The organism is Burkholderia sp. BCC0044 (assembly GCF_902832955.1).
Lineage (GTDB): Bacteria > Pseudomonadota > Gammaproteobacteria > Burkholderiales > Burkholderiaceae > Burkholderia.
The window spans coordinates 46255-67941 of the sequence record NZ_CADFDO010000006.1; the positions used below are offsets into that span (position 1 = coordinate 46255).

A 21687-nucleotide genomic window follows, 5' to 3' on the forward strand; every position below is an offset into this window, starting at 1 on the left:
CGTGTCGATTCACTCGCGCCGCGCGCCGCCGCGTGCCGCACCGCCCTTCGTGAAGGCGGCCGCATCGGGCCGGGCGCGCGTCGCGCCGTTACAGATCTTCCGATCCGAGCAGCATCTCGGTGATGCCCTTGCCGGCCTGTACCATCGGCCAGACGTTTTCGGTCGGATCGGTCTGGAAGTCGAGAAACACGGTGCGGTCCTTCAGGCGCAGCGCTTCCTTCAGCGCCGGCTCCACATCCGAAGTCTTTTCGATCCGCATGCCGACATGGCCGTACGCTTCGGCGAGCTTCACGAAGTCAGGCAGCGCATCCATGTACGAATGCGAATAGCGCTTGCTGTATTCGATCTGCTGCCACTGGCGGACCATGCCGAGATAGCGGTTGTTCAGCGAAATGATCTTCACGGGCGTGTCGTACTGCAGGCAGGTCGACAGTTCCTGGATGCACATCTGGATCGAGCCTTCGCCCGTGATGCACAGCACGTCGTCGTCCGGATGGGCCATCTTCACGCCCATCGCCGCCGGCAGGCCGAAGCCCATCGTGCCGAGGCCGCCGGAGTTGATCCAGCGACGCGGCTTGTTGAAACGGTAGAACTGCGCGGCCCACATCTGGTGCTGGCCGACGTCCGAGCACACGAACGCATTGCCGTCCGTCAGCTCCCACGCCTTCTCGACCACGTACTGCGGCTTGATGATCTCGCTTTCACGGTCGAACTTCAGGCAGTCCTTCGCGCGCCAGCCCTCGATGTCCTTCCACCATTGCGCGAGCGCCTCGGTGTCGGGGCCATGCTCGGCCGTCTGCAGTTGCTCGATCAGCTCCTTCAGCACTTCCTTCACGTCGCCGACGATCGGGATGTCGACCTTCACGCGCTTCGAGATCGACGACGGGTCGATGTCGATGTGAATGATCTTGCGCGGGCGCGACGCGAAGTGCGCCGGGTCGCCGATCACGCGGTCGTCGAAGCGGGCGCCGATCGCGATCAGCACGTCGCAGTGCTGCATCGCCATGTTCGCTTCGTAGGTGCCGTGCATGCCGAGCATGCCGAGGAATTTCTTGTCCGACGCGCGATAGCCGCCGAGGCCCATCAGCGTGTTCGTGACCGGGTAGCCGAGCAGGTCCGCGAACTGGTTCAGCTCGCGCGACGCGTCGGCGAGGATGATGCCGCCACCCGTGTAGATGTACGGGCGCTTGGCCGTCAGCAGCAGCGACACGGCCTTGCGGATCTGGCCCGAATGGCCCTTCGTGACGGGATTGTACGAACGCAGCGACACGCTCTTCACCGGCTCGTACTGGCACGGCGTCTTCGAGATGTCCTTCGGGATGTCGATCAGCACCGGGCCCGGACGGCCGGTGCGGGCGATATAGAACGCCTTCTTGACGGTTTCCGCGAGGTCGCGCACGTCCTTCACGAGGAAGTTGTGCTTCACGCACGGACGCGTGATGCCGACGGTGTCGCATTCCTGGAACGCGTCCTGGCCGATCGCGGCCGTGGGCACCTGGCCGCTGATCACGACCATCGGGATCGAATCCATGTAGGCCGTTGCGATGCCGGTCACCGCATTGGTGACGCCGGGGCCGGACGTCACGAGACAGACGCCGACATTGCCGGTGGAGCGCGCATACGCATCGGCTGCGTGCACGGCCGCCTGTTCATGGCGCACCAGCACGTGCTGAATCTTGTCCTGCTTGTACAGCTCGTCGTAGATATAGAGAACCGAGCCGCCGGGGTAGCCCCAGATGAATTCGACGTTTTCGTCGGCCAGCGCCTTCATGAGCACGGTGCCGCCGATGGAGTCGCTATCGGGAGGGGAAAGGGGTTCCGACGTGGAGAATTCCGCGCTGGGCATGTTCATTTTGACCTTTCGAATTTTCGGCAAAAAATTGATCGGGTGCTCTCTGCCGGGCTTGTGGCTCGGGTTCAAGCGGCGCGTCCAGTTTGAAGGGCGGGCTTCTTGGGCCAGCCTCAAATGAGACCATCACTTCATGTTGCGAATCGCTGACGATAGCCGGTCGCGATGGGGCCGTCAAGCAAAATATCCCGCAGCGCATCATGCGCGCCGCCCGGCGCCCCGTCGGCGCGGCTCGCGTGCAACGTGCGGCGCCCGACCCGCTGCCAAGCCGCACGAAAATTTGATAGCATCCGCGGGTTTTACGAAATTTTTCGACCTTTTACACCACGCAGCGGGCCGCAGCGCATACCTTCACGGAATGGCATCAGACAAGGAACTCGCCGACTTTCTGGCGGGCGTCGAAAGGCGCGCGTTCAAGCAGGCTGCGTACGCCGTGCGTGACGACGATGCGTCGCTCGACATCGTGCAGGACGCGATGATCAAGCTCGCCGAAAAGTACGGCGACCGGCCGTCGGCCGAGCTGCCGCTGCTTTTTCAGCGGATCCTGCAGAACGCGATCCACGACTGGTTCCGCCGGCAGAAGGTCCGCAACACGTGGGTGACGCTCTTCTCGTCGCTGAACAACACCGACGACGACGACTTCGACCCGCTCGAAACGCTCGAATCCGCGGACGACAACGCGGGCGTCGAAAGCAGCGAGCACCGCCTCGAAAGAGAGCAGGTTCTGGCCCTGATCGACGAAGAAATCCAGAAGCTTCCGGCGCGTCAACGGGAAGCGTTCCTGATGCGTTATTGGGAAGATATGGATGTCGCCGAGACTGCCGCCGCAATGGGGTGCTCCGAGGGCAGCGTCAAGACGCACTGCTCGCGAGCCACTCATACCCTGGCGCAAGCGCTCAAGGCCAAAGGAATCACGCTATGAGCTTCGCTCCCGCAAACCGAGAACACGAATTCGCGCTGAAGGTGCGCCGCGCGCTGGACGAGCGCGCGGCCGCCCTGCCTGCCGCGACCACCGATCGGCTGGCCGTCGCCCGCCGGGCCGCGCTCGCGCGCAAGAAGCCCGAGGCCGCGACCGCGCCGGTGTTCGTGCCGGCCTTCGCCGGTGCGGCCGGCGCCTACGGCCCGACGCCCGCGAACCGCCCGCCCACGTCGTTCGCGCGCCGCCTGCTGCGCGCATGGCCGCTCGCGTTGCTGCTCGCGGGGCTCGTCGGCATCGCGTACTGGGAAGACATGCAGCGCACCGCCGAACTCGCCGACATCGACGCGGCGATGCTCAGCGACGACCTGCCGCTCAACGCGTATCTCGACCACGGGTTCAACGCGTATCTTTCGCGCGCTCACTAACAGACAATAACGAGGGGATCGCACGGGTGAGTCAGAAGCGCGGCCTGGCCGTATTTTTCGGATGCGTGATCGCGATCGCCGTTTCCTACGTCGCCACGTATCCCCGATTCCACCCGGCCCCCGCGACGGCGCCCGTCGCGACCACCAGCTCCGCCGCGCCTGCGTCGACCGCGACCGGGCTGACCACCGAACTCCCGCCGCTGCCCATTCCGCTGCCGCTGCCGGCCGCCGCCGGCCCGCTGTCGTGGGCCCGCCTCACGCCGGCGCAGCACGCGGCGCTCGCGCCGTTCGCCGACCAGTGGGACGGCTTCAGCGACGCCCGCAAGCGCAAATGGCTGAAGATCGCATCGCGTTTCGCGAAGTTGTCGCCAGATGACCAGAAGCGCCTGCAGGAACGCATGACCGAATGGGCGAAGATGACGCCCGAGCAGCGCCGCGTCGCGCGCGAGAACTACCAGAGCGCGAAGGAGCTGTCCGCGCAGGCGCGCGAGCGCGCGTGGAAGGCCTACCAGCAACTCCCCGAGGAGCAGAAGGAGCGGCTTGCCGCCGCCGAGCGCCGCCGCAAGCCGAGCGTCGTCAGCGCGCCGCCGACCGTCGCCGACCGCGACGTCCGCCGCCTCGTCAACTCGCACGAACACGGGGCGAGCGGCGCGGCCGCCGCCCCGGCGCCCGCCTCGGCCGGCACGGCCGCGCAGCCGGTGCCCGCGTCGTCGACGTCCGGCGCCGCGTCCGCACCGGCCGCCGTGGCGCCGGTGTCGCCCGCCGACGCGCCTTCGCTGTTCAAGGGCTCCTGAGCGGCCGTGACGAACGCCCGCGCGCCCGAGACCCCGGCCGCCGCGCCGTCCGTGCGGCGGCGCCTCGCCGCGCTGCTCTACGAAGGCGTGCTGCTGTTCGGCGTCGTGTTCTTCGCCGGGCTCGCGTTCAGCCTCGCGACCCAGCAACGCAACGGCCTCGTCCATCACAACCTGCTTGCCGCGTGGATCGCGCTCGTCGTCGGCGCGTATTTCGTGTGGTTCTGGACGCACGGCGGCCAGACGCTGCCGATGAAAACCTGGCGGCTGCGGCTCGAATCGTCGAACGGCCGGCCGCTGAGCGCCGGCCACGCGCTCGTCCGCTACGCGCTCGGCTGGCTGTGGTTCCTGCCGCCGCTCGCGCTGCACCCGCTGCTCGGCCTGTCGGTACCGGTCACGCTCGCGCTCACCGCCGCATGGATCGTCGTGTGGGCCGGCGCCGCCCGGTTGCACGCCGGCCGCCAGTTCCCGCACGACCGGATCGCGCGCACCCGCGTCGTCGCGATACCGCGCTGACGCGGCGCATTCGCCAGACGAAAGCCGCTCGCCCGGCGCCCTTCCCTCCAGCCGGACGGCCTTGCCCGACAAGCGTCGGCGGTTCAGTGCGGCAGATTACGCAACGCCCGCTGATTCACTGCTAAACATCCTTCAACGGGCGTAATAAGAACGTCTCGTGACTGTCATGGCACAGTCACGCCCGCATGGCGGAATGCCGGTAATGTCAACCGGCGCGAGTCATGCATGGGCCAGAAAACGTCCGCGACCTCACTGTTTCGTCACCCCATCGGCGCCCGCGCCGCCACTGCGTTCCTGTCCGGCTCGGGGGCAACCGACGGCGTGGTGTCGCACAAGCCGCCCGTCGCGCATACCACCCAGCACGAGGACCCCGAGCCGTCCGCCCATCGCTACCGCACCATCTGGCTGTCCGACATCCATCTCGGCTCGAGCGGCTGTCAGGCGCCCTACCTGCTGGATTTCCTGCGTCACAACGACTCGGAATACCTGTACCTCGTCGGCGACATCATCGACGGCTGGCAGCTGAAGAAAGGCTGGTACTGGCCGCAGGCGCACAACGACGTCGTGCAGAAGATCCTGCGCAAGGCGCGCAAGGGCACGCAGGTCGTCTACATCCCCGGCAATCACGACGAGGGCGCGCGGCAGTTCTGCGATCTCGCGTTCGGCGACATCCAGGTGCGCGGCGAGGCATTCCACACGACGCTCGCGGGCAAACGTTTGTGGATCGTGCACGGCGACCTGTTCGACGGCGTGATCCAGCACGCGAAATGGCTCGCGTACCTCGGCGACACGCTCTACACGCTGATCCTCGTGCTGAACCGCTGGTTCAACCGGATCCGCAGCCGGCTCGGCTTCCAGTACTGGTCGCTGTCGCAGTACCTGAAGCACCAGGTCAAGAACGCGGTCAACTTCATCTCGCAGTTCGAGACCGTGATGACCGACGAGGCGCGCCGCCGTGGCTGCGACGGCGTCGTGTGCGGCCACATCCACAAGGCCGAGATCCGCGACATCGACGGCGTGCTGTACTGCAACGACGGCGACTGGGTCGAAAGCCTGTCCGCGCTCGTCGAAACGATGGAAGGCGAACTGAAGATCGTCTACTGGACGGTGATGCGCACCGCGCCGTCGGAGACCACGTCGCGCAAGGCCAAGGCCACCGCCTGACACAACCCTACTTACAGGACATGCCGCGATGAAGATCATGATCGTCACCGACGCGTGGGAACCGCAGGTCAACGGCGTCGTGCGCACGCTGAAGAGCACGTCGCGCGAACTCACGGCGCTCGGCCACCGCGTCGAACTGCTGACGCCGCTGGAATTCCGCACGGTGCCCTGCCCGACCTACCCCGAGATCCGCCTGTCGATCCTGCCGTACCGCAAGCTGCGCGCGCGGATCGATGCGTTCACACCCGATGCGCTGCACATCGCGACCGAAGGCCCGCTCGGCCTGGCCGCACGGTGCTATGCGCGCGCCCGCAAGCTGCCGTACACGACCGCGTACCACACACGCTTTCCGGAATACGTGCAGGCGCGCTTCGGCATTCCGCTGGCGGCGACCTACAAGTTCCTGCACTGGTTCCACGGTCCGTCGCTCGCGGTGATGGCGCCGACGCCGGTCGTCAAGCAGGACCTCGAGAAATTCGGCTTCACGAACGTGGTGCTGTGGACCCGCGGCGTCGATCTCGAGATCTTCCGGCCGATGGAGTCGAAGGTGCTCAATACCGCGCGGCCGATCTTCCTGTACGTGGGCCGCGTCGCGATCGAGAAGAACGTCGAGGCGTTCCTGCGCCTCGACCTGCCCGGCTCGAAGTGGGTCGCGGGCGAAGGCCCCGCGCTCGCGGAACTGAAGTCGCGCTACCCCGAGGCGAACTATCTCGGCGTGCTGTCACAGGCCGAGCTCGCGAAGGTGTATGCTGCGGCCGACGTGTTCGTATTCCCGAGTCGCACCGACACGTTCGGCCTCGTGCTGCTCGAAGCCCTCGCCTGCGGCACGCCGGTGGCCGCGTATCCCGTCACGGGCCCGATCGACGTGCTCAGCGGCGGCAATGCCGGTGCGATGCACGAGGACCTGCAGGAAGCCTGCCTCGAGGCGCTGAAGATCGAACGCACGACCGCGCGCGAGTGGGCCGAACGCTTCTCGTGGCGCGCGGCATCCGAGCAGTTCGCGTCGCATCTGAAGCCGCTGCCGAAGACCGCGTACTCGCCAGCCGAAGGTGCAGCCGTTTGAAACGAGACCTGAACGACAAGATCCCGCCCCCCGCCGCGACGCCGCCACGGCACCGCCCGTTCGACGAGGAAGAGCCGCACGCCGACGCGGACGTGCACCCGCACGAGCCGCTCGGCCCCGACGATCGGCTCGCGCCGCTGCCGCCGAACCCGTACAAGCGCCACCGCGGCATCACGCGCGCGTGGTTCGCGCTCAAGCATTCGCTGAACGGCTTTCGCGTCGCGATCCGCGAGGAAAGCGCGTTTCGCCAGGAGCTCACGCTCGCCGCGCTGATGCTGCCGATCGGCGCCGTCGCGCCGGTGCCGGCCGCGTCGCGCGCGCTGCTGATCGGCTCGGTGCTGCTGGTGCTGATCGTCGAGCTGCTGAACTCGAGCGTCGAAGCGGCGATCGACCGCATCTCGCTCGAACGCCATGAACTGTCGAAGCGCGCGAAGGACCTCGGCAGCGCGGCCGTGACGGTCGCGCTGTTCGCGTGCGTGACGACGTGGGGCTTCGTGCTCGGGCCGGTCGTCGCAGGCTGGCTCGGTTTCTAGGCGCCCAACGAACGCCTTTCGCCCCGTCCGCATGCGGCGCTGCACCATGCGTGGCGCGGCGCCGCGATCACGAAATGCCCCGGCGTGGCGAAACCCCGGTTTATAATCGTCCGCTAGACATAGAACAGCAACCCGCGCCGGACGAATCACGCAGCATCGATTGCAGCGCCCGCCAGTCCGGCACACACAGGGCCGGACGACATGGAAGCGAAACCTCCCCGCCGCACCCGCGAACGGATTCTCGAGTTGTCGTTGAAACTCTTCAACGAGATCGGCGAGCCGAACGTCACCACCACGACGATCGCCGAGGAAATGGAAATCAGTCCAGGCAACCTGTACTACCATTTCCGCAACAAGGACGACATCATCAACAGCATCTTCGCGCAGTTCGAGCAGCAGATCGAACGGCGGCTGCGCTTCCCCGAAGATCACCGTCCAACGATCGACGAAACCTGGTCGTACCTGCAGTACATGGCCGATTTCATGTGGACCTACCGGTTCCTGTATCGCGACCTCAACGACCTGCTCGCCCGCAACCGCACGCTCGAGACGCACTTCAAGCAGATCATCAGCCACAAGGTGCGCTTCGCGCACGACATGTGCGAGCTGCTCGTCTCCGATGCCGAAATGGTCGCGACGCCCGCGGAGATCGAAGTCATCGCCACCAACATGGCGGTGATCTCGACGTACTGGCTGTCGTACCAGTACGTGATGCATCCGCGCAAGTACAACGACCAGGACGCGATCCGCGAAGAGCTGCACCAGGTGAGCATGCACGTGATCTCGATCATGGCGCCGTACCTGCGCGGCCGCTCGCGCCAGCTGTTCGACGATCTCGTCTCCGGCAAGCTGCCCAAGCGCCAGTTCACCGATTACCTGCCGCCGCGCGACGGTTCGCCGCGCCCGGCAGGCAGCCCCGTCGTCACCGGCCAGGCCGCCGCCAAGGACGCCAAGCAATGAAGGCAGTCTGCGTTTACTGCGGCTCGTCGTCCGGCGTGCGGCCCGTCTATGCCGATGCCGCGCGCGCATTCGGCCGCGCGCTCGTCGATGCCGACCTCACGCTCGTCTACGGCGGCGGCCGCGTCGGCCTGATGGGCGTAATCGCCGACGAAGTGATGGCGGCCGGCGGCCGTGCGGTCGGCGTGATCCCCGAGTTGCTCGTCGACAAGGAAGTCGGCCATACGGGGCTGTCGGAACTGCACGTCGTGCCCGACATGCACCATCGCAAGAAAATGATGGCCGACCTCTCGGACGCGTTCGTCGCGATGCCCGGCGGTGCCGGCACGCTCGAGGAACTCTTTGAGGTCTACACGTGGGCGCAGCTCGGCTATCACCGCAAGCCCGTCGCGCTCTACAACATCAATTCGTTCTACGATCCATTGATCGCGCTGCTGCGCCATACGGTCGACGAAGGCTTCATGCGGCCGGCCTATTTCGACGCGCTGTGCGTCGAATCGGAACCCGCCGCGCTGATCGAGCGGCTGCGCCGCTACCAGCCGCCCGCCCGCGACAAGTGGGCGCCCGACACGGCGAAGTAACCGTCCCCGGAAACCGCACGCGATGACCGCACCGTCCGAGCGCAAGGCTGTCCTCATCACCGGCGCGAGCCGCGGCATCGGCCGCGCGACCGCCGTGCTCGCGGCCGAACGCGGCTGGGACGTCGGCATCAACTACGCGCGCGACGCGGCGGCGGCCGAACTGACCGCGCAGGCCGTGCGCGACGCGGGCGGCCGTGCGTGCGTCGTCGCGGGCGACGTCGCGAACGAGGCGGACGTCGTCGCGATGTTCGACACCGTCGCGGCCGAGTTCGGGCGCCTCGACGCGCTCGTCAACAATGCAGGCATCGTCGCGCCGTCGATGCCGCTCGCCGACATGCCGGTCGACCGGCTGCGGCGGATGTTCGATACCAACGTGCTCGGCGCCTATCTGTGCGCGCGCGAAGCCGCGCGCCGGTTGTCCACCGACCGCGGCGGCCGCGGCGGCGCGATCGTCAACGTGTCGTCGATCGCGTCGCGGCTCGGCTCGCCGAACGAGTACGTCGACTACGCGGGCTCGAAAGGCGCGGTCGATTCGCTGACGATCGGCCTGGCCAAGGAACTCGGCCCGCATGGCGTGCGCGTCAACGCGGTGCGCCCCGGCCTGATCGAGACCGATATTCATGCGAGCGGCGGCCAGCCCGGCCGGGCGGCCCGTCTCGGCGCGCAGACGCCGCTCGGCCGCGCGGGCGAAGCGCAGGAGATCGCGGAGGCGATCGTCTGGCTGCTCGGCGATGCGGCGTCCTATACGACGGGCGCCCTGCTCGACGTCGGCGGCGGCCGCTAAGCTGACGCGCGGCGCAACAATACGCGCCATCGAAAACGCGTCGTGGTCACGGCACCACAAATCTCCACAATTCCGTGACAGTTTCAGTAAACATCCGTAACAATTCCGTGCTCTACTAGCGGGCATTCAGACAGGTGTCTTAAACACCCTGTCCGTGACCCGGATGTAGCCCCTTATCGGTCCAGCCCATGTCGCCGGACCGGCTCGACTCGACCCGAGATCTTTTCCATGCCTGGAACCGCAGCGCCCAGCCGGCGACGCACGTCCGTGCCCGCCCCGGCCGCGCACACCCGCTCGACCGCCGATACCGACGTCATCGCGACGCTCGACGTCGCCGGCACGCCCGTCGCCGCGTCGACCGCCGCCATCAGCCCCGTGCGCGACCGCTCGCTGCTGCTCGGCTGGCGCGCCTGGCTGTTCGTCGTCGCGCTGGTGTGCGCGTACACGCTGCCGGGCGTGCTCGGGCACGATCCGTGGAAACAGGACGAAACCTACACGTTCGGCATCATCCAGCACATGCTCGAGACCGGCGACTTCGTCGTGCCGACCAATGCCGGCCTGCCGTTCATGGAAAAGCCGCCGCTTTACGCCTGGGTCGCGACCAGCCTCGCTTGGCTGCTGCAGCGCGTGATGCCGCTGCACGACGCGGCGCGCCTGGCGAGCGCCCTGTTCGCCGCGCTCGCGTTCGGCTTCATCGCGCGCGCGGCCCGCGTGGCCAGCCGCGCGGACAGCTGGTTCGACCTGCGCGTGCTCGGCCCGGTCGTGCTGAGCGCGAGCACGCTCGTCGTCATCAAGCACGTGCACGACATGATGACGGACGTCGCGCTGTTTGCCGGCACCGCCATGGCGTTCTGCGGGCTGCTCGAACTCGTGATGCGGCACGTCGCGCGCGCGCAGCAGATGCGGCACGGGCTGCCCGTGCATCCGGCGGGCCGCTGGGCCGCGCCGATCTTCGGCGCGGGCGTCGGCATCGCGCTGATGGCGAAGGGGCTGTTCGTGCCGCTCGTGTTCGCGGCCACGCTCGTCTGCACGCTGGTGCTCTACCCGGCCTGCCGCACCCGTTCGTTCGCACGCGCGCTCGGCGTCGCCGCGCTCGTGTTCGCGCCGTTCGCGCTGATCTGGCCGACCGCGCTGTTCCTGCGCTCGGAAACGCTGTTCATGACGTGGTTCTGGGACAACAACGTCGGCCGCTTCTTCGGCTTCTCCGTTCCCGAACTGGGCGCGGAAAACGACAAGCCGTTCTTCATCCTGCGCGCGTTCCTGACCGTCGGCTTCCCGGTCGCGCCGCTCGCGATCGTCGCGCTCGCCCGCGGCGCATGGCGCGACTGGCGCGCGCCGCGCATCGCGCTGCCCGTGCTGTTCGCCGGCATCGGGCTCGTGGTGCTGCAGGTGTCCGCGACGTCGCGCCAGCTCTATATCCTGCCGTTCTTCGCGCCGCTCGCGCTGGTCGCCGCGCAGGCGATCGACCGGCTGCCGCGCCGGCTGCATCTCGCATGGGATTACATGAGCCGCATCCTGTTCGGCACGGTCGTCGTGCTCGCATGGGCGATCTGGGCGGTGATGGCCGACCCGGCCGCGTCGCGCGCGGATCTCGCGCTGCTCGGCCGCTGGCTGCCGCTCGACTGGACGATGCCGATCGAGCCCGCGCTCGTGACCGGCGCGCTCGCGCTGACGGTCGGCTGGCTGACGCTGCTGCCGAAGCTGCGCACGACGGGCCGGTGGCGCGGCGCGCTGTCGTGGGGCGCCGGCGCACTCGTCGCGTGGGGGCTCATCTATACGCTGCTGCTGCCGTGGCTCGACGTCGCGAAGAGCTACCGCTCGGTGTTCGACGACCTGAACGCGCATCTCGCGCTCGAATGGAACGACGGCGACTGCATGGCGAGCCTGCACGGGCTCGGCGAATCGGAAGCGCCGATGCTGTACTACTTCTCCGGCATCGAGCACACGCCGATCGACGACGCGAAGACGACGCGCTGCACGTGGATGATCGTGCAGGGCGTGCGGGCCGTCGATCCGGCGCCCGGCAACGAATGGAAGCTGTTCTGGACCGGCGCCCGCCCGGGCGACAACGCGGAACTGCTGCGCGTCTACGTGCGCACGCCCGAACAGCATCTGCAGTGACACAGGGCGGCGCGATGCGCTGCCCTGCCCGCCTTCGCTTTCCGCTTCGGCACAGGCCGCGCTCGACGGCTGCGCAGCCTGTGTGCTGCGATACCGGCGCCAGTACGAACCCGCAAGCGGCCTGGGTTCGCCGCCGCCTTCCCTCATCCCGCCAACGTACGGATCGTCAGAACGACGAACCGGGCTCCCGCAGAAACGCCGTTTCCTCGTCGGTCGACGCGCGACCGAGAATCGCGTTCCGGTGCGGAAAGCGACCGAAGCGCTCGACGACCGCCGCATGCAGCAACGCGTAGCGGTGATAGCGCTCGCACCCGGCCTCGTCGCGGATGCCCGCGCACAGGCGCACGGCCTCGCGCTGGCTGTCGACCGACTCGTCGTGCTCGAACGGCAGATACGCGAACGCACGGTGATGCCCGCTCGGCAACTGCGCGTCCCAGCCGGCCGCGACGACGCGGCGGGCCAGCGCGAGCGCCTTCGGATCGGCGGCAAACGCGCGCGGCGTACCGCGATGGATGTTGCGCGAGAACTGGTCGAACACGACGATCAACGCCAGCGCGCCCGACGGCGAATCGGCCCAGTGATCGCAGGCGCCGTCGCACGCGGCGTCGAGCAGCGCGCCGTAACGCGTGCGCAGCACGTCGTCGAACGCCGCGCCGCCGTTGAACCAGATCTTGCGGTTCTGCCCGAACTCGGCCGAGCCCGGCTCGCCGAACCAGAAATCGAGAATCTCCCGTGCCTGCGGATCGAGCGCCGCCGCGCCCGCTTTCCCGGTATCGATCGTCATGCAAACTCCAGTACGAGGCGCCGTGTGCGCGCACTCTTCTTTTCCAGTTTCGCGACCCGCAGCGCGCCGATTTCGGACGTGTTGCGCACGTGCGTGCCGCCGCACGGCTGCAGGTCGACGTTATCGATGCGCAGCAGCCGCACGCGGCCGAGGCCCATCGGCGGCTTCACGCTCATCGTGCGCACGAGTTCGGGACGCTCGGCCATCTCGTCGTCGGTGATCCATTCGGTCGTGACCGGATGCGCGCCGACGACGAAGCCCGCGAGGCGCCGATCGACGTCGTCGCGATCGATCGCGTCGGACGTCGCGAAATCGAGCCGCACGTAGTCGGCCGTCACGCTGCAGCCGTCGACCGCATACGGCAGCACCGCGCACATCAGGTGCGCGGCCGTGTGCAGGCGCATGTGCCGGTAGCGGCGCAGCCAGTCGATCTCCGCGACCACGCACGTGCCGGGGGCAAGCGTCGCGACGCGCGCCTCCTGGCCCGACGCGGGCACGTGGACGGCGTCGTCGGGCGTCGCGCCGTCGAACTTCGCCTTGCGCGTGTCGGCAATCGCGATCGTGCTGCCGTCGGGCAGCGTCAGCGTGCCGGTGTCGCCGGCCTGGCCGCCGCCGAGCGGATAGAACACGGTGCGGTCGAGCCGGATGCCGTCGTCGCCGACGGCCTCGACGATCGCGTCGCATTGCGTGAGGTACGCGTCTTCGCGAAACAGCGCTTGTGTCGTCATCGGGCGAGCCTCGTATCGATGGGGAAACGGCCAGTGTCGCGCCGGGCCGCACGTGCGCCCAGACGCAGATCGTCCCGCGCGCGGGCAGCGGCGTACCGGTCGATCAACCAGGCCGGTTGCGCATCCAGTCGGCCGTGTCGTAGAACGAATGCATGAGCCGCTCGCGCAGCGGCTCCGGCAACCCGACATCCTCCATCGCCCACGCCATGCAGCGCAGCCACTGGTCGCGTTCGACCGACGCGATCGGGAACGGCAGGTGCCGCGCGCGCAGCCGCGGATGGCCGAACCGGCTGATGTAGTGGTCGGGGCCGCCGAGCCAGCCGCACAGGAACCAGAACAGCTTGTCGCGCGAACCGTCGAGCGACGGCGGATGCAGCGCGCGAATCTGCGCGAACTCGGGCTCGAGGTCCATCAGGTCGTAGAAGCGGTCCACCATTTCGCGCACGCGGGCTTCGCCGCCCACGAGCTCGAACGCCGTCGGCTGCGACGGCGCATCGTCATTCACATCGGTCATTACGGATAGTCGGAAAACGGGATCTTCGGGGCCGCGGGCGACGCTCAGGCGTCGCGCAGCGACTGCAGCGCGGGGCGCCGCAACACATTATGCAGGCTCAGCCAGCCGGCCGCACCGGCGCAGACGACGCCGGCCGCGATGCCGGCCGGCACGAGCCACGGATCGACGGCGAGCTGGAAGTCGAACACGCGCGACGCGAGCACCCAGCCGACCGCGATCGCGCCCGCCGACGCCAGCGTGCCGGCCAGCGCGCCGACCACGACGAATTCCGCGCGCTGCACTGCGTTGACCTGCGCGCGCGACGCGCCGAGCGCGCGCAGCAGCGCGGCCTCGCGCACGCGCTCGTCGCGCGAGCCGGCGAGCGCCGTGTACAGCACGAGCACGCCGGCCGCGAGCGTGAACGCGAACAGGAACTGCACCGCCCCGACCACCTGCAGCATCATCCGCTGCAACTGCGCGAGGATCGGCGCGACGTCGATCGCGGTCAGGTTCGGGTAGCGCGCGATCAGCGGATCGAGCAGCGCGGCGTTCGATGCCGGCAGATGGAAGCTCGTCAGGTACACGGCCGGGAAATCCTTCAGCACCGGCGGCGGCATCAGCACGAAGAAATTGACGCGGAACGAGCCCCAGTCGAGCTTGCGCACGCTGGTGATCGGCGCGTCGACCGTCAGCCCCGTCACGTCGAAGCGCAGCGTGTCGCCCGGTTTCACGTTCAGCGTCTTCGCGAGGCCGGCCTCGATCGAGATCTGCGGCGTGGCCGCGGTGCCGAACCAGTCGCCTTCGACGATCCGGTTGTCGGACGGCAGTTCGGTCGTATACGACAGGTTGAATTCGCGATCGACGAGCCGGCGCGCCTCTTCCGACGGATACGCGTCCGGATTCACCGGCTTGCCGTTGATCGCGACGAGGCGGCCGCGCACCATCGGCGCGGGCACCGCGTCGCGCACGCCGTGCGCGGCCAGATAGGCGGCGACATCGGCGCGCTGGTCGGGCTGGATGTCGATCAGGAACTGGTTCGGCGCATCGGGCGGCGTCGACTGCCGCCAGCCCGCCACGAGGTCGTTGCGCGTGATCGCGATCAGCAGCAGGCACATCAGGCCGAGCGCGAGCGCGGTGATCTGCAGCGCGCTGGCCGTGCCGCGCCGGTGCAGCGACGCCAGCGCGTAACGCCAGCCGACGCCCGCGGCCACGCGCGCATTGCGCACCGCGCGCGCGGCGGCGAACAGCACGAGCCGGGCGATCAGCGCGAACCCGACCAGCGCGCCGGCAAAGCCGCCCGCGACGATCAGGCCGAGCTTCAGGTTGCCGGCGGCCACGATCAGCAGCCCCGCGAACAGCACGACGCCGATCGCATACGCGGCCCACGCGGTGCGCGACGCGTCGCCCCAGTCGCGCCGCAGCACGCGCACCGGCGGCACGCGCGTGAGCGGCACGAGCGGCGGCAGCGCGAAACCGAGCAGCAGCACGAGCGCGGCGCCCATGCCGATCAGCGCCGGCCACAACGTGGGCGGCGGCAGCACGACGTCGATCAGGCCGCCGAGCGCGGAGAGCAACGCCCAGTGGCCGCCATAGCCGAGCAGCGCGCCCGCGGCGCCCGACACGATGCCGATACCGGCGAATTCGAGCGCGAACAGCGCGCCGAGCGTGCGGCGGCTCACGCCGAGGCAGCGCATCGTCGCGCAGCCGTCGAGATGACGCCGCATGTAGCGCTGCGCGGCCATCGCGATCGCGACCGCCGCGAGCAGCGCGGTCAGCAACGCGACGAGCGTCAGGAAATGGCGCGCGCGATCCAGCGTCTGCCGCACCTGCGGCTGCCCTTCCTGCAACGACTCGAGCCCGACGCCGCGCAGTTTCCCGCCGTCGACGCGCGCGTGCGCATAGGTTTCGAAGCGCGCGACGGCCGGTGCGTCGCCGGCGACCAGCAGCCGGTACGTGACGCGGCTGCCGTAGCCCGTGAGCCCCGTCGCGGCGAGCTCGTCCGCACGCATCATCAGCCGCGGCGAAAAATTGACGAACGAGAAGCCGCGATCGAGTTCGCGGGTGATCGCCGCGGCGACCGTGAACGTGCGCAGCCCGACGCGCACCGTATCGCCCGCCTTCAGGTGCAGCGCGTCGAGCAGCGCCGGGTCGGCCCACACGGTGCCGGGCGCGGGAATCGCGTCCGCCTTCCGCGCGGTGGCGGCACCGGCCGGCAGGATCTCGACCGCGCCGCGCAGCGGATAGCCGGCCGACACGGCCTTCACCGCCGCGAGGCGCGACGGCGCGGCGTCGGCGGCCTGCCCGCCCGTGGCGGACGCGATCATGCTCGGGAAGATGGCCGTCGTCGCGGTACGCAGGCCGAGCGTGCGGGCCTGCCGGTCGAACGACGGATCGACGGGGCGATCGGCGCGCACGACGAAATCGGCGCCGAGCATCTGGCGCGCGTCGCGCTCGAGCCCCTGGCGCAACCGATCGGCGAGAAAGCCGACGCTCGTCAGCGCCGCGACCGCGAGCACCAGCGCGAAGACGAGCAGCGTCAGTTCGCCCGCGCGCCAGTCGCGCGCGGTCATCCGGGCCGCCTGGTGGATCAGGTCGCGCAGGCCGAAGCGGCCGGCCTGCGCGCGCGCGTCATGGCCGGGTTGCCCGGCCGGCGGCTGCGCCGCGTGTTGCGGCCCCTTCAATCGCGTTTCCCTCCGATCGAGTTGAGGCGCGACACCATGTGGTTCGCCATCCCGCGAAAACCGCCCGACACGCCGCGCCACAGACGCGGCAGCGCCCACGCCGACGCCGCGATGAACGCGGCGAGCAGCACGAGGAACGCGAGCGGAACGAAGAACGCGAGGACGAGCCCGCCGACCACGAGGCCGTCCTCGGTCGACGACGCGACCCAGTTCGAAATCGGTTCGGGAGACAGGTTGATCAGCGCGCGCGTGCCGGCCTTCGCCACGTGCGCGGCGCCGGCGAGCGAGCCGCCGGCGAGCCCCGCGACCGCCAGCATGGTCGGATCGGCATGGCCGAGCGCGCCGGCCGCGAGCACGGCGCCGGCCGGGATGCGGATGAAGGTATGCACGGCATCCCACAGCGAGTCGAACGCGGGGATCTTGTCGGCCAGGAATTCGGTGACGGCGAGCACGGCCGCGGCGCCGATGACCCACGGCGACATCAGCACGGCCAGCGTATCGGGCAGATGGAGCCAGCCGAACCGCGCCAGCACGCCGGCGATCAGCACCGTCAGGTACAGGCGCAGGCCGCTCGCCCACGCGAGTCCCGCGCCGAGCGAAATGGCTTCGATCATGGCCCTCTCCTTGCACTTTCCGTGCGTTTTGCCGATTGATCGGATCGGGTCAAACAGACCGGCCGCGCGGCGCGTGGCGACCGGCACCGCGTGCCGCAAGCAGCACGACGGGATTCAGGCCCGAATACGTTCCATTATAGACAGGCTGGACGGGCGACCGGCGCAATTCCGCGGCGCGAGGCGCCGCCTGGGCGCATGCGCGCGCGGGAGTCCGTCGTCAGGCGGCCGACGACAGCTTCAGGCCGACCAGCCCCGCGACGATCAGCGCCGCGCTCGCGACGCGCGCAACGGTCAGCGCCTCGCCCAGCATCACGATGCCGAACACGAACGCGCCGACCGCGCCGATGCCCGTCCAGACCGCGTACGCGGTGCCGAGCGGCAACTGGCGCATCGCGACCGCGAGCAGCCCGAAGCTGGCCAGCGCCGTCACGATCGTGAACACCGACGGACCGAGCTTCGTGAAGCCGTCCGACGATTTCAAGCCGGCCGCCCAGGCCACTTCCAGCAAACCGGCGATCAACAACCATACCCACGCCATCTCGACGTACTCCGTATCGGATGGGGCCGTCCCCGTTGAAGCGAATGACCCGGGGTCGTCCCCGGGCGGCGCCGAGTATAACAAGCGGCTTACGGCCCTGCCGGCTGCCGGGGGTGCCGGCGGCCGATACAGGGCGGGATCGTCCGGGCGCGGTCAGTTCGCCGCGCGCTTCGGCGCGCCGCCGCCGACGCAGCGGTCGTCGCGGTACAGCGCCCATTCCTCGCACACGCGGCCGTCCTTGAACACGCACATGCCGACCTGCCCGCTCGACAGGTTACGGATCACGTGGCGACCGCCGAGCTTCTCGCAGTTGACCGACGCGGGATTGGCCAGCGCCGCCCGCGCGGGCGGCTGCTGCCCCGGCGGCAGCGGCTGGGCGAACGCGCCGGACGCAACCAGCGCCAGCGCACAGATGACGACCAGACGGACGGACATTGCACGCTCCTCGTTTTCGTTCGCGGAACGGTCAGGATAGCGGGGATTGCGCGGCCGGTGTGCAAGGCCGGCGCCCGTCGCGCGGCTGTCGCGCCGGCGCAACCCTGCCGGCGTGGCGTCGCGGCCACGTGCGCCGCCGCGCACCGCGCCCGTCACACGGCGCCGACGAGCCGGTAGCCGACGCCCGTCTCGGTGACGATGTGCTCGGGCTGCGCGGGATCGGCCTCGAGCTTCTGGCGCAGGTGCGCCATGTAGATGCGCAGGTAGTGATGGCTCTCGACGTGCGACGGCCCCCACACGTCGCGCAGCAGCTGGCGGTGCGTGAGCACCCGTCCCGCGTGACGCACGAGCGTCGCGAGCAGCCGGTATTCGAGCGGCGTCAGGTGCACGATCGCGTCGTCGCGCCACACCTGGCGCAGCGCGAGATCGACGGTCACGCTGCCGAAGTTCACCTTCGGCGACTCGTTCGCGCCGCCCTGGTTGCGCCGGCGCAGTTGCGCGCGAATCCGCGCGCGCAGTTCGGACACGCCGAACGGCTTGGTCAGGTAGTCGTCGGCGCCCGCGTCGAGCGCCGCGACCTTCTCCTCTTCCTGCGTGCGGGCGGACAGCACGATCACCGGCACCTCGGACCAGCCGCGCAGCTCGCGGATCACGTCGAGGCCGTCGGTGTCCGGCAGGCCGAGATCGACGATCACGAGGTCGGGCTTGCGCGTCGCCGCGTCGATCAGCCCCTGCTTGCCCGTCTCGGCTTCGAACACCGCGATGTCCTCCTCTTCGAGCGCGGCGCGCACGAAGCGGCGAATCTGCTTTTCGTCCTCGATCAGGACGACGGTCAGGGTGGGTTCACTCATGGTCGGGCAATGACTCGGGTGGGGGCGATGCGCCCGGCAGGTCGGATTCGTCGTCGGGCACGGCGGGCGCGGCCGGCGGCGTGTCGACCGGCAGCGTGAACCAGAAACGCGCGCCCGTCACGCGGCCGTCGGGCGCGGTGCGGTTGAGCGCGCCGATTTTACCGCCGTGCGCCTCGACGATCGCGCGGCAGATCGCGAGGCCGAGCCCGATGCCCGGCGTCGCCGATTCCTTCTCGCCGCGCGTGAACTTGTCGAAGATCCGCGCCTCCATGCCGGCCGGCAGGCCCGGGCCGTGATCGTCGACGTGCACGCGAACGAAAGGCAGCCCGTCGTCGGTCACGCGCTCCGCGCCGATGTCGAGCGACGTATCGGGCGGCGTGTACTTCGCCGCGTTCTCGAACAGGTTGGTGAACAGCCGCTCCATCAGCACCGCGTCCATCTGCAGCAGCGGCAGGTCGGCCGGCAGCGCGACGCGCGCGGGATGGCGCGCGAGCACGCGCCGGCACGCGGCGAGTGCGGCGCCGACGGTTTCCTCGAGCAGCGACCACTGGCGCTTGAGCTGCAGGCTGCCGGCCTGCAGCCGCGCCATGTCGAGCAGGTTCGTGACGATGCCCGTCATGCGCAGCGCCTCGTCGTGAATCGCGTCGACGAGTTCGCCCTCGCGCTGCGCGAGCCGCCCGGCCGCCGCGGCGTCGCCGGCCTGCGCGGCCGCGCGCCCGTTCGCGAGCATCGACGAGAAGCCGACGATCGTCGTGAGCGGCGTACGCAGGTCGTGCGAGATCGCCGACAGCAGCGAGTTGCGCAGCCGCTCGGACTCCATGTTGACGAGCGCGTCGCGCGCGATCTCGACGTAGTGCACGCGCTCGAGCGCGAGCGCGATCTGCGCGGCGAAGGCGTCGAGCATCCGCTGCTGCTCGGGCACCTCGAGTTCGCGCGGCTCGCGCGACGCGACCGCGAGCACGCCGCGCGTGCGCATCGGCGCCTTCAGCGGCAGGTACAGCGCGGCCGTCGCCGGCAGCGTATCGGTGCCGCGCCCGGCCGGCTTCTGCTGGTCGTACACCCACTGGCCGACGTCGCTGTCGAGCTCCGCGCCCGTCAGCATGACGGCCGCATCGGGCTCCTCGATCTTCTGCCGCACCTGGTCCGCGCTGTCGGGCAGCAGGAACGCGACGCGCGCGCGGAACACCTCGCCCACGTGGCGGCTGCCGATCTCGACGATCTGCTCGGTCGTCAGCGCCGCGCCGAGTTCGCGCGCCATCGCGTAGATCGCGCCGGTGCGGCGCTCGCGGCGCTGCGCGATGCTCGCCTGGCGCGTCAGCGTCGACGTCAGGTGGCTGATCACGAGCGACGTCAGCAGCATCCCGAAGAAGGTCAGCAGGTATTGCGTGTCGCTGACCGAGAACGACATGCGCGGCGGCACGAAGAAGTAATCGAACGCGGCCACCGACAGGAACGACTGCAGCACGCCCGGGCCGCGCCCGAGCCGCACCGCCGAGAACACGACGCCGAGCAGGTACAGCATCACGAGGTTCGTGAGGTCGAGCCGCCCGGACACGACGCTCGCGACGACGGTGATCGCCGCGCAGATCGCGGCCGCATACGCGTAGTGGCGCGGCGGCGAACGATGCGTGCCGAACTGCGCGAACGCGTCGCGCCAGTCGCGCGCCCGTGCGTCGAGCGGCGCGGCGCGCGCCTCGTCGCTCGCGGACGCGCGGATCAGCATCAGGTCGACGTCGCCCGCGCGCTCGGCAAGCTGCTCGCCGAACGGCCGCGCGAAGCGGCGCACGAGTCCGACCTTCGGCGAGCCGCCCGCGACGAGCTTCGACACGTTGCGCACCTTCGCATAGCCGATCAGCGCGGCGACCGCGTCGGCGCCGGCGAGCGTGGCCGTCTCCGCGCCAAGCTCGGCCGCAAGCTTCAGCGCGTCGAGCGTGCGCTGCCGCCGCGCGTCGGGCAGTCGTTGCAGGCGCGGCGTCTCGACGTACACGGCGATCCAGTCGGCCTTCAGGCTCGCGGCGAGGCGCGCCGCCGCGCGCACGAGCGTCGGCGCTTCGGCGCCCGGGCCGACGCAGACGAGCAACCGCTCGCGCGCCTGCCAGATGCGCTGGATCGAGCGATCGGCGCGGTACTCGCGCATCTGCGCATCGACGCGATCGGCCGTGCGCCGCAGCGCCAGCTCGCGCAGCGCGATCAGGTTGCCCTTGCGAAAGAAGTTGCGCACCGCGCGCTCGGCCTGCTGCGCGAGATAGACCTTGCCGTCGCGCATCCGCTCGAGCAGTTCCTCGGCCGGCAGGTCGACGAGCGTGACTTCGTCGGCCGCGTCGAACACGCGATCGGGCACGGTCTCCCACACGCGGATGCCGGTGATCGCGCCGACCACGTCGTTCAGGCTTTCGAGGTGCTGGACGTTGACGGTCGTATACACGTCGATGCCCGCGTCGAGCAGCTCGTAGACGTCCTGCCAGCGCTTCAGGTGCCGTGCGCCCTGCACGTTCGAATGCGCGAGTTCGTCGACGAGGATCAGTTGCGGCGCACGCGCGAGCGCGCCGTCGAGATCGAATTCGGCCAGCGTGCGGCCGCGATAGTCGATGCGGGCGGGCGGCAGCACGTCGAGACCGTCGACCAGCGCGGCGGTCTCGCTGCGGCCGTGGGTCTCGACGATGCCGACGACGACGTCGACGCCTTCCTGCACGCGCTGGCGCGCGGCCTGCAGCATCGCGTAGGTCTTGCCGACGCCGGCGGACGCGCCGAAGAAGATCTTGAGCTGGCCGCGCCGCTGCTTTTCTTCATCGCGCTGCAGCTTGTCGAGGAGTTGGTCGGGATCGGGGCGGTTCATGCGTCAGGAGGGCGACGCGCCGGA

The 21687-nt window shown here is 69.4% G+C and carries 21 protein-coding genes; 11 read left to right on the top strand and 10 right to left on the bottom strand.

The features are described from left to right. Nucleotides 1-88: 88 nt before the first annotated feature. Nucleotides 89-1852 carry an acetolactate synthase 3 catalytic subunit gene (locus HWX14_RS30445; protein WP_175885963.1) on the bottom strand — a complete coding sequence of 588 codons (1764 nt, stop codon included), beginning with the start codon at nucleotides 1850-1852 and terminating at the stop codon, nucleotides 89-91. A 355-nt stretch (nucleotides 1853-2207) separates the two neighbouring features. On the opposite strand from HWX14_RS30445, the gene HWX14_RS30450 reads away from it, so the two are divergent. The 11 genes from HWX14_RS30450 (at nucleotide 2208) to HWX14_RS30500 (ending at nucleotide 11703) form a co-directional block, all read left to right on the top strand. Further along, nucleotides 2208-2771 carry an RNA polymerase sigma factor gene (locus HWX14_RS30450; RefSeq protein ID WP_006478250.1) on the top strand — a complete coding sequence of 188 codons (564 nt, stop codon included), beginning with the start codon at nucleotides 2208-2210 and terminating at the stop codon, nucleotides 2769-2771. Continuing rightward, nucleotides 2768-3193 (top strand): DUF3619 family protein, encoded by a 426-nt coding sequence (locus HWX14_RS30455; RefSeq protein ID WP_175885964.1) that lies wholly within the window; start codon nucleotides 2768-2770, stop codon nucleotides 3191-3193. The genes HWX14_RS30450 and HWX14_RS30455 overlap by 4 nt, the downstream gene beginning before the upstream one ends. A gap of 26 nt (nucleotides 3194-3219) precedes the next feature. Beyond that, entirely contained in the window at nucleotides 3220-3987 is a 768-nt protein-coding gene (locus tag HWX14_RS30460; RefSeq protein WP_175885965.1) for a DUF3106 domain-containing protein, read from the top strand. Between the two features lie 6 nt (nucleotides 3988-3993). Beyond that, nucleotides 3994-4500, top strand: coding sequence for an RDD family protein (locus HWX14_RS30465; protein ID WP_175885966.1), 507 nt, complete (start codon nucleotides 3994-3996; stop codon nucleotides 4498-4500). A 225-nt stretch (nucleotides 4501-4725) separates the two neighbouring features. After that, nucleotides 4726-5664 (top strand): UDP-2,3-diacylglucosamine diphosphatase, encoded by a 939-nt coding sequence (locus HWX14_RS30470; protein WP_175885967.1) that lies wholly within the window; start codon nucleotides 4726-4728, stop codon nucleotides 5662-5664. 28 nt (nucleotides 5665-5692) lie between these two features. Continuing rightward, nucleotides 5693-6727: a glycosyltransferase family 1 protein gene (locus HWX14_RS30475; protein WP_175885968.1), complete on the top strand. Its 1035-nt coding sequence runs from the start codon at nucleotides 5693-5695 to the stop codon at nucleotides 6725-6727. Beyond that, complete coding sequence (locus HWX14_RS30480; protein ID WP_175885969.1) at nucleotides 6724-7260, top strand: diacylglycerol kinase; 537 nt, start codon at nucleotides 6724-6726, stop codon at nucleotides 7258-7260. The genes HWX14_RS30475 and HWX14_RS30480 overlap by 4 nt, the downstream gene beginning before the upstream one ends. A gap of 201 nt (nucleotides 7261-7461) precedes the next feature. Then, on the top strand, nucleotides 7462-8220 hold the full coding sequence (locus HWX14_RS30485; RefSeq protein ID WP_175885970.1) for a TetR/AcrR family transcriptional regulator: 759 nt from the start codon (nucleotides 7462-7464) through the stop codon (nucleotides 8218-8220). Next, a complete protein-coding gene (locus HWX14_RS30490) occupies nucleotides 8217-8798 on the top strand; it encodes a TIGR00730 family Rossman fold protein (RefSeq protein WP_175885971.1) in 582 nt (193 codons plus the stop codon). The genes HWX14_RS30485 and HWX14_RS30490 overlap by 4 nt, the downstream gene beginning before the upstream one ends. A 22-nt stretch (nucleotides 8799-8820) precedes the next feature. Continuing rightward, on the top strand, nucleotides 8821-9582 hold the full coding sequence (locus tag HWX14_RS30495; RefSeq protein ID WP_175885972.1) for an SDR family oxidoreductase: 762 nt from the start codon (nucleotides 8821-8823) through the stop codon (nucleotides 9580-9582). Between the two features lie 228 nt (nucleotides 9583-9810). Then, nucleotides 9811-11703 (top strand): glycosyl transferase, encoded by a 1893-nt coding sequence (locus tag HWX14_RS30500; protein WP_175885973.1) that lies wholly within the window; start codon nucleotides 9811-9813, stop codon nucleotides 11701-11703. Between the two features lie 166 nt (nucleotides 11704-11869). Here HWX14_RS30500 and HWX14_RS30505 read toward each other — a convergent pair whose 3' ends face one another. The 9 genes from HWX14_RS30505 to HWX14_RS30545 form a co-directional block, all read right to left on the bottom strand. Continuing rightward, a complete protein-coding gene (locus HWX14_RS30505; RefSeq protein WP_175885974.1) occupies nucleotides 11870-12487 on the bottom strand; it encodes a DUF924 family protein in 618 nt (205 codons plus the stop codon). Then, the gene (locus tag HWX14_RS30510) at nucleotides 12484-13215 is read right to left on the bottom strand and encodes an alanyl-tRNA editing protein (RefSeq protein WP_175885975.1); all 732 of its coding nucleotides are present in this window, start codon (nucleotides 13213-13215) and stop codon (nucleotides 12484-12486) included. The genes HWX14_RS30505 and HWX14_RS30510 overlap by 4 nt, the downstream gene beginning before the upstream one ends. A 103-nt stretch (nucleotides 13216-13318) precedes the next feature. Further along, complete coding sequence (locus HWX14_RS30515) at nucleotides 13319-13729, bottom strand: group II truncated hemoglobin (RefSeq protein WP_006488211.1); 411 nt, start codon at nucleotides 13727-13729, stop codon at nucleotides 13319-13321. A gap of 44 nt (nucleotides 13730-13773) precedes the next feature. Then, nucleotides 13774-16389 carry an FtsX-like permease family protein gene (locus HWX14_RS30520; RefSeq protein WP_175885976.1) on the bottom strand — a complete coding sequence of 872 codons (2616 nt, stop codon included), beginning with the start codon at nucleotides 16387-16389 and terminating at the stop codon, nucleotides 13774-13776. Beyond that, nucleotides 16386-17003, bottom strand: a complete 618-nt coding sequence (locus HWX14_RS30525) for a DUF4126 domain-containing protein (RefSeq protein WP_089468041.1) — start codon at nucleotides 17001-17003, stop codon at nucleotides 16386-16388. The genes HWX14_RS30520 and HWX14_RS30525 overlap by 4 nt, the downstream gene beginning before the upstream one ends. Nucleotides 17004-17220: 217 nt before the next feature. Then, a complete protein-coding gene (sugE, locus tag HWX14_RS30530; RefSeq protein WP_124554853.1) occupies nucleotides 17221-17541 on the bottom strand; it encodes a quaternary ammonium compound efflux SMR transporter SugE in 321 nt (106 codons plus the stop codon). A gap of 153 nt (nucleotides 17542-17694) precedes the next feature. Then, complete coding sequence (locus tag HWX14_RS30535; protein ID WP_175885977.1) at nucleotides 17695-17976, bottom strand: DUF333 domain-containing protein; 282 nt, start codon at nucleotides 17974-17976, stop codon at nucleotides 17695-17697. Between the two features lie 152 nt (nucleotides 17977-18128). Next, nucleotides 18129-18827, bottom strand: a complete 699-nt coding sequence (gene kdpE / locus HWX14_RS30540) for a two-component system response regulator KdpE (RefSeq protein ID WP_175885978.1) — start codon at nucleotides 18825-18827, stop codon at nucleotides 18129-18131. After that, entirely contained in the window at nucleotides 18820-21663 is a 2844-nt protein-coding gene (locus HWX14_RS30545; protein WP_175885979.1) for a DUF4118 domain-containing protein, read from the bottom strand. Before HWX14_RS30545 ends, kdpE begins: the two co-directional genes overlap by 8 nt. Between the last annotated feature and the right edge of the window lie 24 nt (nucleotides 21664-21687).